This window comes from Terrisporobacter petrolearius (genome assembly GCF_020748185.1).
GTDB lineage: Bacteria > Bacillota > Clostridia > Peptostreptococcales > Peptostreptococcaceae > Terrisporobacter > Terrisporobacter petrolearius.
In genome coordinates this window covers 1-13,329 of record NZ_JAHZMO010000062.1, presented here as the reverse complement: position 1 = coordinate 13,329, position 13,329 = coordinate 1, and the positions used below count along the sequence as shown (strand labels likewise).

The following is a 13,329-nucleotide window of genomic DNA, read 5'->3' as shown; positions in this document are numbered from 1 at the left end:
CCGCCAAGTAGATCTTTTAAGGCTTCTTGTATATCTTCAGCGCTTTGAATATCATACTCTTCAATTAAATTTGCTATGATATTTCTTTTTCCTTCGCTAAGCTTTTGTTTTCTTTTTCCCATAATAATTAAATATTATCATAGAAAGCTGTTGAATTTTGTTATTTACAGAGTTTTTTTCACACACTCTTTTTAGGATAAAAATAATGAATTTAGTAGGAATCCTACCCCTTTGGAAATATTCTAATTAAAAATTAGAATATTTTAAACTTATTATCATTTTATACATAAATTATGATTTTCCTACTTTATTTTGTCTTGCAAAGAAAAATAAATACTGCTGAACAAAACTTGATAAATCGCCGAACTTATCTACAGCAAATGATCTGATTTCCTTCACCGAATTACTTTTGTTACTAAAGTATATATCTTCCATTATTCTTTTTATCCATACATCAACGGCAAATACATCATATTTTTTCATTGATAACATTGCAACACAATCTGCGACCTTCTCGCCAACACCACTTAGTTGTCTTAAATTATCTAGACATGATTTGGTATCTAGTTTGTTTAGATTATATAGATCAATATCATTGTTATAAATAACTCTTGATGTAGACCTTATATACTTATCTCTAAATCCAACCTTACACTCTCTAAGTTCATCTAATGAAAGAGACGATAACTTGTCAGGAGTGGGGAATGAGTAGTATTTTTCTCCTTCGTATTCGCCTATATAATCTCCATAACGAGAACATAGGTTATCAACTACCTTCTCAAGCATTTGCATAGAGTTATTGGCAGATAGTATAAGCGTAATTAAAGTCTCCCATTCATCTTGATTAAGAATTCTAAGGCCAGACCCAAAATCTATAATATGAGATAAGTTAGGACATATGTTTAAAATCTCTTTTTTTATTATGGAATAATTAACATCAAGTCCAAAATAATTAACCCAAAAGTTTTTAACATCATCTAAATTAGTATTTTTAAAATAAAGGATATCATCTATTTGAGAAATATTTATAATCTTATCTTTCACTACACAAATGTACGAGTTGTCCTTTTGATTTTTCCATCTAACACTTTGACCACTGGAAAATATATGATGTATATCAAAATCTTTAACATTTTCGATTACAACTGCACTTGAATTTTCATAAATTATCATATTAAGAACCTCCTAAATAGTTAGTTAAATATAGTTATATAACATATAAATATAATACAAGCGAGCTAAGATTTGAAGTATAGATATATGGAAATACAAGATAAATAATCCAATATATAAATATTTTAAGTTACTAAATTTGGCTTCTTTAGATATTTATAAACTCCAAGTCTAAAAGAACTTGGGATTTCGTACGAAATAGGTAACTTAGTATTTACGTCAGAAATTGATTTACCAACTGAATTATGATTAATTTTGATTTCTATTTATAATTGAATGTCCAAATTGTAGAAGAATGTCACATCACACCTATGCTATAATTTTCTCATAGGAGAATGATATTTTGTACTTTGTATATGGAAAAAAATAAACAGAGCATCTGAGAAATTGTGATAAATTGCTGCTGTTTCAATTTACGAAATGCGTGATTTTAAACCTAAGAATATTAAAAGGTGGTGATAGAAACCGAGGATGAAATGTGGAATGAGAAGCATATACTTGATAAAAAACTTAAAAATATAGGTATAAGTGATAGGTGAATAGCAGATATTTTCAAAGAAGAATATGGAATTACGCTTACTGAGTATATTGCAAATTTACGCTTAGAAGAAGTAAAATTTCTTTTAAAAACAGCAGATGATGCGATTATTGATATTGTATATTCCGTTGGTTTTGGAGGGCTATCCTCTTTTTACAGTTTTTTTAAAGGGTTGGAATATCTCCTATGGTATATAGAAGGACAAGTCGTTGTAATAGTATGACAAATAACAAAAATTCTAATTTAACTTGAAAGGAAATACAAATATGAGTAATCAAATGAGTAAGACTATATTGGAAAGCATCAAAATAGAAGATATTGATATGGATAAATGTTATTTTAATCCAGGTTGTGCTATGAATGTATATAAGCCCCATGCAGGAAATGAAATTTTAAAAATATTGAACCAATATTTTGGCACAGTTAAAATGCACAGCCTTTGTTGCCATCATAATCCACAATTACCACAAGGATCTACAATTATAAATAATTGTGCGGGTTGCGATAAAAGATTTAGGTCCCTATATGAAGGTATACAAACAATATCTATTTGGGAAATTTTAGATAATATTGAAAATTTATCATTACCCGATTATTTAGGCCTGGAGGTATCCGTGCAAGACTCATGTGCATATAGACCTAAACCTCAAGTGCACAGTGCTGTTAGAAATCTTTTAGAAAAAATGAACATCAAAGTTATTGATTCAGAATTTAGTAAAACAAAATCTATTTGTTGTGGAGACAGTTATTATCCAACACTACCTATAGGAGAAATACATAAAAAGCAAAAGGAACGTGCTAAGCAAATGCCATGCGAAGATGTAGTTGTGTATTGTGTTTCTTGTATTAAATCTATGACAATAGGGGGAAAAACGGCTCATCATATGTTAGAATTGGTATTAAATCAAAAAACAGAACCTCAAGAATTAAATCTTAGAATATACCATGATGATTTAGAAAAGTATATTGAAGCACATTAAAATTAACTTGAAAAATTTAAATATTTAGGCAAATATACGAAATAAAACTAGTTGCCTTATAAAGCAAGTCACAAATTTATTGTAAAAGATGCCCAAAGGAATGAAATCTTCACCATTGAAATCTACGAAAACACATTGATTATAATAATTAGTGTGTTTTTTATTGACTAAAATTAAAATAAATAATCAATTACAATGTCGAAAAATATCACAAAATAATAAAAATAGCATATATATAAATAATACTTATATGTATTATGTTAAATCAAAAAAATTTTAGGTGATGAAAATGGCAGAAATAATAACTCCTGCGGATGAGTATTATAATCAAGCTAGACTAGTATGGAATAGAGCTATAAATAAATACCCAGAGGAAATCATATACTGTACGTCTATAGAAGATGTCCAAAAAGCTGTAGTTCATAGTGTGAAAAAAAAATTAGAAATAAGAGTAAGAGGCGGAGGTCATAATTATCAGGGATTTTCAATAGGAAATGGTGTGGCTGTTATAGATATAAGCAATTTAAATAGCATAAAAATAGATTATGAAAAAAGTACTTTCACAGTACAAAATGGAATTAAACTAGGGCAACTCTATACCTTTCTAGGTGGAATGGGATTCCCATTTCCAGGAGGTGCCTGTCCAACAGTTTGCATAAGTGGACTAGTCTTAGGAGGTGGATGGGGATACTCAAGTAGAAAATACGGCCTTACATGTGATAGTTTGTTGGAATTGAAGATGGTAAACTATGAAGGTGAATTAATAACAGCAAATAAATGTACTAATTCAGATTTATTTTGGGCATGTAAAGGTGGAGGAGGAGGTAATTTTGGAGTAGTTGTTACTATGACATTTGAACTACCTCTAAAAGTAGAGAAAGTAACTAAATTTGAATTTAGCATTTCAAATCCGAGTAAATATACTCAAATTGAATTTTTAGATGTTTGGCAGCATTTTATTACTAATGCTGTGCCTGAAATTAACATGAGAGGAAGCATATCTAACTCGGTAGCCAATGGAATCAATATAAACTGTAGAGGACTTTTATATGGAACACCAGATGAATTATATAGATTATTAGAACCATTTAGAAAAATTAAAGGGTTTAAGTTAAAATATAATTATGTTTCTTTCTTACAGGCTGTACTTTTACTAGGTTTTGTATATCCTCAGTATCAATATTTTGAGAGCTATTCAGGATTTGTTAAACAATACTATGATTATTGCACATTACAGAATTTAGTGGAGATAATAAACCAACCAAGACCTAGAGGCAGTGAAGAAATTAATTTAAATTTGTATGGATTGGGTGGAAAAGTAAGTGAAGTGGATAAATTTGATACAGCTTTTTATTATAGAGATAGCTTTTATATATTGCTCATTGAAACAATATTTAAAAATAATTGTTATAAAGAAATCAATAAAAATTGGATAGAATATAATATTGACGATATTTACTATATTACGGAAGGATCATATATTAATTTTCCGTATTACCCTATTAAAAAATACATGTACGAGTATTATGGTGAAAATAAATATAGACTTGAAGAAGTAAAACGTAAGTATGATCCTTGTAATATATTTAACTTTAAACAAAGTATTAAATAATATATATTTATAACAAAAAGTCAGTATAAATATGTATTATTTAGGAAGAAAGAAACGACGTTTCTTTCAACGACCCTGTAGTAAAAATTATGTAGAAAAGTGCAAATATAAATGTTGGATATGATTGATGCGATTCGTCTCCACCATTGAAATACACGAAAATACATTGATAAAGTTATCAATGTATTTTTTTGTTAATTTAAAAATATGTTAACATCAATAATAACATGAAGAAAAACACTAATAAAAATAAAGGAAGTTAAATTGCTATAAACGAAAAAACCATGCTTGTAAAGTTAAGATTTCTAATATTACTTATATAGAAATTCAAAAGAGAGATGACAATACATACTATAAATAAAGATACACTATAAAGGCTAGTATGTCGAAAGTGGAAAATGAACTTAGCAGATACAATTTTTATAGATGTCACAAATAAAATTCTAGAAGAATATCGCAAAAATGAAACCATAAAGTTTGAATACATGAATTCTGATATTTTAGATAATGTATTGGAAAGTTTTATCGATAGATTTGAAAGAGAATCAGAAAATAAAATCTAATTATCCTTAACTGTTTTAGGAATAAAGGTAAATGAAGAATAAAACGATAGATAAATATAATACTTGGGTGATAGATGTTGCAAAGTTGTTAATTTTAACTTATAAGGATATTCCTATGTCCAAAGTAAATGCGTTAAGTTCTGTATTATTAGCTACTATCGATGGACTTATCTTACAAAGTTTGATTAGAGTTAATAAAAACAATACCTAAGATATTATAGAATTTTATGAGTTATTGTTAAAAAAGGCAATTCCTGAAGTTATTAATAGTCTCAAGCTTATATAAACTTAATCTATATAAACTTGAGGTAGTCTATAATTCAATATGATTTTTTATAAGATAGAAAAATAATCATCTATATATGCATACATTCGATCTCCTAATGTTACATAGTAGTATGCTGGAGTAAGATAATCAGATTCAAATAATAGTTTGCATCAATGTTATTTGCTTCTAACTGTTTCAATAAATTTTGTTGTTGTCTTAAACTTATTATATAACTATCGGCTATAAATTGAATTTCTTCCGAAAAATACAAATCAGCAAAAGAGTTTTCATAACTAATCCTGTGTTTTGCTAAATTATTTCTCACTGAATTAAGCTCTGTCAAATATGCGTTTATATGTTGATTTGCACGCTTTAAACCTTCTGAATTTAAATCAGCTGTAATATTAATTGTACGCATATTTTCTCGAATTCGTTTTAACTCAGCTAACTCAGATATTAATTTATCTTTACCTTGCAAATTTTCCACTTTGGGATAGCATTTCTCTTGTGCATGTACAAGTTCAGAAGAAAAAGGTACCATAAAAATACTAACTAAAATGATAATAATTAATTTTTTAATCATATATATATGTCTGCTCCTTTTTTAATGACTATTTATTCTAATGTTGCCCTATATTTATATATATCATACTTAATTTAAATACTCATTTTTTCAAACTATTATTGTGTTTTTAAGCTATTATAAATATAATGAACTCTATAGAAAAAATGTAAAATAATTGTAAGAGTGTTTCATTGAGGTAACTAATAAATTCAAAGATAAAGCAAAGGAAATTATTGATGAAAGACTTGAAAGAGTAGAACAAGTAGAATATATAGAAATTCTAAAAAAGCCTTCTATATATTTTTAAGACTATAGTCGTTGTTCAAGCCAGTTGATTTATGTATTATTATAACTTTTTAATAATAATCCAACATGATATATATTTGTAGGGACATGATAAACTGCAATAGATAGAGTCATCATTTACATTAATATACTCTTTGTAGAATAAAGTTCTACGGAGCGTAGATTGATTAGTATGTTGAAATGATATAAATTAATAAATAAAGTAATAATATATATGCGTTAATAAATTAAAAAATAGATTTTAGGTAAGAAAAGGTGTAGAGAATACTAATAAAAGAGGTGATGAATTATGGATAAATTAAAGAAAAAAGAATTGTTACAACAATATAAAGAAATGAAGCCAGAGATGGGTGTATATATGTTTAAGTCTATAAAAACAAATACTGTTTATTTAGGTTATGATAAAAATATAAAGGCAACTATAAATGGAGATAAATTTAAATTAAAGCTTAACAGTCATAAATGTAAAAAACTGCAACAAGACTGGAATGAAAATAAAGAAGAGAATTTTGAGATAAAAACAATAGAGATACTTCCATATGATAAGGACGAAAGTAAAGTAGACTATAGTGAAGAATTAAAAATACTAAGAGAAATGTGTAAAGATAGATTTACAGAAGAAAATGTGGAGGAAATATAGAAATAGAATATTAAGTTATTGCAAAACTAAATTTGAATAAAGTGCTGACAATAAATTTATGTGGACCATACAAAGTTGGAGGAGATTTAGATATTCCTGCACGATATGCTAATTCGCACTAGATGCTGTAATCAAGAGGACTTTACAACTAAAATAGTGGGGTGGCCATTTTTTTGTTTAAACAAGTAATTTGTTAATATATAAATCTCATATACTATTATAAAAAAACAGTAATAGTTACATAATGTAAAATGAGATTATTTGTTTTATACAATAATTTAGATAATAAATAAAAGGGTGATATAGGTGTCGCATATAAGTTCAAAAAATGGATATAAAAGTTTAGAAGAAAGGTTAAACAGATTTCCCCAAGGAGCCCCTCCATCAAAAACTTTGTACAAAATACTAGCTATGTTATTTACAGAAAAAGAAGCGGAATTAGTTGCTCAATTACCAATTAAAGCCTTTAGAGTAAAAACGGCTGCTAGTATATGGAGCGTAAGTGAAAATGAAGCATTAAAAGTTCTAGATACACTTGCTAGTAAAGCAATTTTACTAGATATAGAAGATGATAAGGGAAAACAATATATACTTCCTCCACCAATGGCTGGATTTATAGAGTTCGCTTTGATGAGAACTAGAAATGATATTGATCAGAAACTTTTATCAGAACTCTATTATCAATATCTAAATGTTGAAGAGGATTTTATAAAGGATTTATTTTATTTATCAGAAACAAAATTAGGAAGAGTTTTTGTTCAAGAAGAAGTATTAAGTAGTGATAACGAAGTCACTATATTAGATTATGAAAGAGCCACACACATAATAGAAGAAGCTGAGCATATAGGGGTAGGAATGTGTTATTGCAGGCATAAAATGAAACATGTGGGCAAAGGTTGTGATGCTCCTATGGACATATGTATGACTTTTAATGGAACAGCAAATTCTTTAATAAAATACAACTATGCAAGAAGAATAGATGCTTCTGAGTGTAAAGAATTATTACATCAAGCATATGAACATAATTTAGTTCAATGTGGTGAAAATGTAAGAAAGGGAGTAAGTTTTATATGTAACTGCTGTGGATGTTGTTGTGAAGCATTATTAGCAGCTAGAAAATTTGGGAATATGCACCCAGTATCAACAACTAGCTTCATACCAAATATTAATTACGATTCTTGTATAGGGTGTGGAAAATGTGTAAAAGCATGTCCTATAGGAGCAATAAGTAAGATAAAGGAAAATGATAAAGACACAATCAAAATTGATGAGGAAGTTTGTTTAGGATGCGGAGTTTGTGCTAGAAATTGCCCCAAAAGCAGCATAATACTTTTGAAAAGAAAAGAAAAAATAATAACTCCTGCAAACTCAGTCCATAGGGTAGTTCTAATGGCCATAGAAAAAGGACAATTACAAGAACTTATATTTGATAATAAGGCATTAAATAGCCATAGGGTAATGGCAGCTATACTATCTGCAATACTAAAATTACCTCCAGCTAAGAGAGCTTTAGCAAATGAACAAGTTAAATCAATATACTTAGACCGATTATTAAATATTAAGTAGTAGATTATTTGTTATGTTTAAATATGAAATTCAGTTTATTGACAATATGGAATTTATAGAATATAGTTGATATTAGCAAAATGTTAGAGAGTTTCGATAGGATATATATTTACCATGAAAATACATTGATAAGTTTATCAATGTATTTTTTATGTAAGTAGAAATGAGAGAATGAATTAAATATAATAAATTTATAAACTGTATTATGCTTGTGTATATTATAAAAGAGGTGAAATGCCATGGCTAAAATTGATAATATGATGTTAATTTTGTGGATGTTAAGTTCAGATAAAAAGGTGACTGCAAAAGAAATATCTGAAAAACTAGAAATTAATATAAGAACTGTTTATCGTTATATGGATACACTTTGTGCCAGTGGTGTTCCTATTATTTCTGATTCAGGTCACAATGGAGGGTACACATTATTGAATAATTTTGTTGAAGCACCTCTCTTTTTTCACATTGAAGAGCAAACAGCATTACTTCATGCTGCTATGCTTGCAAAAGAAGCTGGCTATTTTTTTAATGAGGAATTAGATAAAGCAACGTCAAAGATAAAAATGTATTCAAATCAAGAGCAAGAAAAAGTTCTAAATCAACATTTAGCAGGATTTGAAGTAATAAAACCAATTGGAAAATCTTCTGTAGAGTCATTGCTAAAAAAACTTGAACATAATATAGTAAATAAATTATCAGTAGAAATTAAGTATTGCACTGGTAGTGAAGGAAAAGTAAAAGAAAGACTTATTGATCCATATGGGATTGTTTACTGGAATAATAATTGGTATTTAGTAGCATTTTGTCATTTGAGAAATGAAATTCGTAATTTTAGAGTAGATAGAATTATTAGTACTATAGATACACAAATTGCTTTCAATCCTCCAGAACCATTTTCTTCTAGTAAATTTTTTATGAAAACATTACTGGAGTATAAAGAAGACAAGAAAGGTCTTAGACCTTTAATTATAGGAGGAAAAAGAAATGCTCTGGATAATTTATGTCAGAACTGGTTTTTAGCACATCGTATTAAAGAAAGAAACTCAAATGAAGTAATATTTTTACTTCAAGAAGAAGTAATTTATAAATATGTACCTAATTTGATTATACCTTATGGAAAGTCTATTGAGATAATTGAACCACTAAAATTGAAGGAAAAAATGATTGAAGCTTTAAAGGAGTTAATAGAATATTATCAAGTTTAATAACTTCACTGACGCAATATGTCAGTGAAGTTATTTTATAATAAGTTATACTAATTAACTTAAAAGGAGTGGAAATTATGAAAATTAGAAAAGCATATCTTTATGTATTTAATACTATGTCAGATTGGGAAGTGGGATATTTGACTGCAGGACTAAACACAGGAAGATATTTTAAAAAGGGGTTAGATCCAATAAATGTAATTACAGTAGGAATTGATAAAGACCCTATAACAACAATGGGGGGATTGAGAGTAATAGCAGAAATTTCTATGGATGAGTGTAGTCTTCATAGTGAAGATGTTTTAATTTTACCAGGAGGAGAAACTTGGACATGGGAAGTTCACGAACCCATACTAGAAAAAGCAAAAGAAGCTTTGGAAAAAGGTACTTTAGTTGCAGCAATTTGTGGTGCTACTCTAGGACTAGCAAAGAAGGGATTATTAGATTCATCATATCATACAAGTAATGATTTGGAATATCTTAAAATGACAGTACCTAATTATTATGGAGAAACGTATTATAAGAGAGAAGTTGCAGTAAATGATAAAAATTTAGTTACAGCTTCAGGTATAGCCCCCTTAGAATTTACAGTTGAGGTATTAAGATTGTTAAATGTTTTTAAACCAGAAGTATTAAATTTATGGTTAAATCTTTATAAGACTCATGAATCAAAATATTTTTTTGAGTTAATGAAAGAAATAAAAAACGGCTAAAAATAAATGAAATTCCTTTCTATACCATATATTGGGTGTGATAAAATAAATATATGACTTGATTAATAGTCCAATGGATAAAAATACATAAAGTAACTTTAGGTAGAAAGGAAATTTTTAAAATGAAATATAGTATAACCGATTTAGCTGAATTATTAGGAGTTACAACAAGTGCTATTAGATATTTTGAAAGAGAAAATTTAATTAAAGTTAATAAAGAAATAAACGGCAATCGTTATTATAATGTGGTTGATGTGTTTCGTCTTTTATCTTATACCAAGTATAAAAACATGGAAATTCCCATGAAGATGATAGTTAAACAGTTTAGTGGAGAAGAAAACAATCGTCTTATTATTAAAGAAAGAATGGAAGAATTCAAAAATCAAGCATATGAAAAAGCTAGATATTATCAAGAGTTGGCAGAATCAATGGAAGAAAATATGAATAGTATTTATCTTATTGATGAATTATTAGATAAATATGAATTTGATAAATTACCTAAAATATTGTTTTTTTATGATGAAGAATGCGGTTGGATTTCAAAAAATAGAGAATCACAAAAAGTAGTTCACCAATGGGTAAAAGCAATGCCAACAGTACAATTAGCTGTTATAAAACATATGGAAAATAATTGTAGCAACTTTGGATATATTGTTTTAGATGACAAAGCAAATGAATTAAATTTGCCAATGGATTTAAATATTAAAATACTAGAAAGTACTTCCTGTTTGCATACAATACAAAGGGTAGATGATGAACTAACCTTAAATCCAAATGTGGTATTTGAGAAAGGACTGAGCTATGCAAAGTCTAGAGGGTTGGAAATAGCAGGAGATATTATAGGGAAAATTTTGATTGTGGAAGTAGAGAAACCTGCTAAATTACATACATACATTGAGCTATGGATACCCATAAAATAATATACATTAATAAAAAATTAACAATACACTTGCAGATAAAGTTACTTCATATCCTATACTGAATGTTAGATAGTGATTCACTACAAAACAAATTTAGTATTAGGGGAGGATAATATGATGCAAGAAAAGTATAAAGTTTTATTTGAGCCAATAAAAATTGGTAATTTGGAGATAAAAAATAGATTTGTACTAGCTCCAATGGGGCCAGGGGGATTATGTAATCCTGATGGGAGTTTCAATGAAAGAGGAGAAGAGTTCTATGTAGAACGTGCCAAAGGTGGAACTGGACTAATCATGACTGGGGTAACTATGGTTGAGAATGATATTGAAAAATGTGCACTACCATCTATGCCTTGTCCAACTATTAATCCACTTAGTTTTATTACTAGAGGAAAAGCTATGACAGAACGTGTTCATGCTTATGGCTCTAAAATATTTTTACAACTATCTGGAGGTTTTGGACGTGTTAGTATTCCGTCAATAGTAGGAGATGTGGCGGTAGCACCTTCACCAATACCTCATAGATTTTTAAAAGGTGTAACGTGTCGTGAGTTAACAAATGCCGAAGTAAAAGAATATGTAAGAAAGTTTGGAGAATCAGCAGAAATCGCAAAAAAAGCAGGATTTGATGGTGTAGAAATTCATGCTGTTCATGAAGGGTATCTAATTGATCAGTTTGCAATTGCATTATTTAATAATAGAACTGATGAATATGGTGGAAGTTTAGAAAATCGTTTACGTTTTGCATGTGAAATTGTACAAGAGATTAAAAAGAGATGTGGAGAAGATTTTCCAGTATCTTTAAGATATAGTATTAAAAGTTTTATAAAAGACTGGTGTAAAGGTGGACTACCAAATGAAGAATTTCAAGAGATGGGACGTGATATTCCAGAAGGAATTGAAGCAGCTAAAATACTAGTTGATGCAGGTTATGATGCCCTAAATGCAGATGTAGGATCATATGACTCATGGTACTGGAGTCATCCACCTATGTATCAAGAAAAGGGATTATACTTACCTTACAATGAAATACTTAAAAACAATGTAAATGTTCCTATAATTAGTGCGGGAAGAATGGAAGATCCAGATTTAGCTAGTGAAGCTATTTTAGAGGGCAAAACTGATATGATAGGTCTTGCTAGACCACTACTTGCAGATGCAGAAATACCAAATAAAATATTAGCAGATGATTACAAAAGTGTTCGTCCTTGTCTTTCTTGCCAAGAAGGTTGTATGGGAAGATTACAGACTTATGCAAATATATCATGTGCAGTTAACCCAGCTTGTGGTAGAGAAAAAGAGCTAGAAGTTAAAAAGGCAGATGAAAAGAAAAAAGTACTAATCATAGGTGGTGGAGTTGCAGGATGTGAAGCTGCAAGGGTATCAGCACTAAGAGGTCACAATGTGGTACTTATAGAAAAGTCTGAAAGGTTAGGCGGAAATTTAATTCCAGCAGGAGCACCAGATTTCAAAGAAGATGACCTTGCTCTTGTGAAGTGGTATGAGTTAGAACTTGAAAAACTTGAGGTAAAAATAGATTTTAAAACATGTGCTACAGCAGAAACTGTTAAAAATTACGAAGCAGACACAGTAATTATAGCAACAGGATCTAGACCGAGAAAATTATCTATAGAAGGACCTAAAAAGGTATTTACAGCTGAGGAAGTACTACTTAAAAAAGAGGATGCTGGACAGTCAACTATAATTATAGGTGGTGGTTTAGTAGGATGTGAAACTGCCCTATGGTTAAAAGATCAAGGAAAAGATGTAACTATTGTTGAAATGATGGATGATATATTGAAAGTTGGAGGTCCTTTATGTCATGCAAATCATGATATGTTAAAAGACTTAGTTGATTTTAAGAAAATTAATGTAAAATGTGGTGCTAAAATTTTAAAATCGATAGAAGATGGTTTTGTTATTGAAGTGGATGGAAAAGAAGAAATAATAAAATCAGACTCAGCAATACTTGCTATAGGATATAATTCTGAAAAATCATTATATGATGAAATTAAGTTTTTACATCCAGGAGTAAGAATGATTGGGGATGCTAATAAAGTACAAAATATTATGTACGCTATCTGGGATGCATATGAAGTAGCAAGAAATATTTAATAATATTATAAACAATTAAAGATCAAAGTAGTTACTAAAAAATATTAAAATGGACCCTTTGTCAAGGACACTAGAAAAAACGACTGGCTAAGCCGTCATTAAAAGTTGACTTCTATACTTATTAGGAGTCAGCTTTTTTAAATTCCATTGACATCTATAATTATTGTA

The 13,329-nt window shown here is 28.8% G+C and carries 14 protein-coding genes; 11 read left to right on the top strand and 3 right to left on the bottom strand.

Going from position 1 to position 13,329, the window contains the following annotated elements:
* Positions 1 to 291: 291 nt before the first annotated feature.
* Positions 292 to 1,173, bottom strand: coding sequence for a DNA-3-methyladenine glycosylase family protein (locus K0040_RS18610; RefSeq protein WP_228110225.1), 882 nt, complete (start codon positions 1,171 to 1,173; stop codon positions 292 to 294).
* A gap of 539 nt (positions 1,174 to 1,712) precedes the next feature.
* Here K0040_RS18610 and K0040_RS21555 point away from each other — a divergent pair.
* From K0040_RS21555 to K0040_RS18590, 5 genes are all read left to right on the top strand, one after another.
* The gene (locus tag K0040_RS21555) at positions 1,713 to 1,934 is read left to right on the top strand and encodes a helix-turn-helix domain-containing protein (RefSeq protein WP_369123747.1); all 222 of its coding nucleotides are present in this window, start codon (positions 1,713 to 1,715) and stop codon (positions 1,932 to 1,934) included.
* A 43-nt stretch (positions 1,935 to 1,977) separates the two neighbouring features.
* Positions 1,978 to 2,691: a (Fe-S)-binding protein gene (locus K0040_RS18605; protein ID WP_228110224.1), complete on the top strand. Its 714-nt coding sequence runs from the start codon at positions 1,978 to 1,980 to the stop codon at positions 2,689 to 2,691.
* Between the two features lie 289 nt (positions 2,692 to 2,980).
* On the top strand, positions 2,981 to 4,303 hold the full coding sequence (locus tag K0040_RS18600) for an FAD-dependent oxidoreductase (RefSeq protein ID WP_228110223.1): 1,323 nt from the start codon (positions 2,981 to 2,983) through the stop codon (positions 4,301 to 4,303).
* A gap of 398 nt (positions 4,304 to 4,701) precedes the next feature.
* Positions 4,702 to 4,866 carry a hypothetical protein gene (locus K0040_RS18595; protein WP_228110222.1) on the top strand — a complete coding sequence of 55 codons (165 nt, stop codon included), beginning with the start codon at positions 4,702 to 4,704 and terminating at the stop codon, positions 4,864 to 4,866.
* Between the two features lie 31 nt (positions 4,867 to 4,897).
* A complete protein-coding gene (locus tag K0040_RS18590; RefSeq protein ID WP_228110221.1) occupies positions 4,898 to 5,077 on the top strand; it encodes a hypothetical protein in 180 nt (59 codons plus the stop codon).
* Positions 5,078 to 5,252: 175 nt separating this feature from the next.
* On the opposite strand, the gene K0040_RS18585 is transcribed toward K0040_RS18590, so the two are convergent.
* Positions 5,253 to 5,717, bottom strand: a complete 465-nt coding sequence (locus K0040_RS18585; RefSeq protein WP_228110220.1) for a hypothetical protein — start codon at positions 5,715 to 5,717, stop codon at positions 5,253 to 5,255.
* Between the two features lie 577 nt (positions 5,718 to 6,294).
* Between K0040_RS18585 and K0040_RS18580 the strand changes: the two genes are divergently transcribed.
* The 6 genes from K0040_RS18580 (at position 6,295) to K0040_RS18555 (ending at position 13,161) form a co-directional block, all read left to right on the top strand.
* A complete protein-coding gene (locus tag K0040_RS18580) occupies positions 6,295 to 6,645 on the top strand; it encodes a GIY-YIG nuclease family protein (protein ID WP_228110219.1) in 351 nt (116 codons plus the stop codon).
* A 306-nt stretch (positions 6,646 to 6,951) separates the two neighbouring features.
* Positions 6,952 to 8,211 (top strand): 4Fe-4S dicluster domain-containing protein, encoded by a 1,260-nt coding sequence (locus K0040_RS18575; protein WP_228110218.1) that lies wholly within the window; start codon positions 6,952 to 6,954, stop codon positions 8,209 to 8,211.
* Positions 8,212 to 8,450: 239 nt separating this feature from the next.
* Complete coding sequence (locus tag K0040_RS18570) at positions 8,451 to 9,413, top strand: helix-turn-helix transcriptional regulator (protein WP_228110217.1); 963 nt, start codon at positions 8,451 to 8,453, stop codon at positions 9,411 to 9,413.
* Positions 9,414 to 9,490: 77 nt separating this feature from the next.
* Positions 9,491 to 10,126 (top strand): type 1 glutamine amidotransferase family protein, encoded by a 636-nt coding sequence (locus tag K0040_RS18565; RefSeq protein ID WP_228110216.1) that lies wholly within the window; start codon positions 9,491 to 9,493, stop codon positions 10,124 to 10,126.
* A 122-nt stretch (positions 10,127 to 10,248) separates the two neighbouring features.
* The gene (locus K0040_RS18560) at positions 10,249 to 11,046 is read left to right on the top strand and encodes a MerR family transcriptional regulator (RefSeq protein ID WP_228110215.1); all 798 of its coding nucleotides are present in this window, start codon (positions 10,249 to 10,251) and stop codon (positions 11,044 to 11,046) included.
* Positions 11,047 to 11,160: 114 nt separating this feature from the next.
* Positions 11,161 to 13,161 (top strand): oxidoreductase, encoded by a 2,001-nt coding sequence (locus K0040_RS18555; RefSeq protein WP_331476368.1) that lies wholly within the window; start codon positions 11,161 to 11,163, stop codon positions 13,159 to 13,161.
* 87 nt (positions 13,162 to 13,248) lie between these two features.
* Here K0040_RS18555 and K0040_RS21155 read toward each other — a convergent pair.
* Positions 13,249 to 13,329, bottom strand: an 81-nt coding sequence (locus tag K0040_RS21155) for an IS3 family transposase (RefSeq protein ID WP_331476281.1), incomplete at its 5' end; no start/stop codon positions are given.

Coding starts and splice junctions, on each gene's coding strand:
- K0040_RS18610 (WP_228110225.1), bottom strand. CDS start 1,173: ATGATAATTTATGAAAATTCAAGTGCAGTTGTAATCGAAAATGTTAAA.
- K0040_RS18605 (WP_228110224.1), top strand. CDS start 1,978: ATGAGTAATCAAATGAGTAAGACTATATTGGAAAGCATCAAAATAGAA.
- K0040_RS18600 (WP_228110223.1), top strand. CDS start 2,981: ATGGCAGAAATAATAACTCCTGCGGATGAGTATTATAATCAAGCTAGA.
- K0040_RS18595 (WP_228110222.1), top strand. CDS start 4,702: ATGAACTTAGCAGATACAATTTTTATAGATGTCACAAATAAAATTCTA.
- K0040_RS18590 (WP_228110221.1), top strand. CDS start 4,898: ATGAAGAATAAAACGATAGATAAATATAATACTTGGGTGATAGATGTT.
- K0040_RS18585 (WP_228110220.1), bottom strand. CDS start 5,717: ATGATTAAAAAATTAATTATTATCATTTTAGTTAGTATTTTTATGGTA.
- K0040_RS18580 (WP_228110219.1), top strand. CDS start 6,295: ATGGATAAATTAAAGAAAAAAGAATTGTTACAACAATATAAAGAAATG.
- K0040_RS18570 (WP_228110217.1), top strand. CDS start 8,451: ATGGCTAAAATTGATAATATGATGTTAATTTTGTGGATGTTAAGTTCA.
- K0040_RS18565 (WP_228110216.1), top strand. CDS start 9,491: ATGAAAATTAGAAAAGCATATCTTTATGTATTTAATACTATGTCAGAT.
- K0040_RS18560 (WP_228110215.1), top strand. CDS start 10,249: ATGAAATATAGTATAACCGATTTAGCTGAATTATTAGGAGTTACAACA.
- K0040_RS18555 (WP_331476368.1), top strand. CDS start 11,161: ATGATGCAAGAAAAGTATAAAGTTTTATTTGAGCCAATAAAAATTGGT.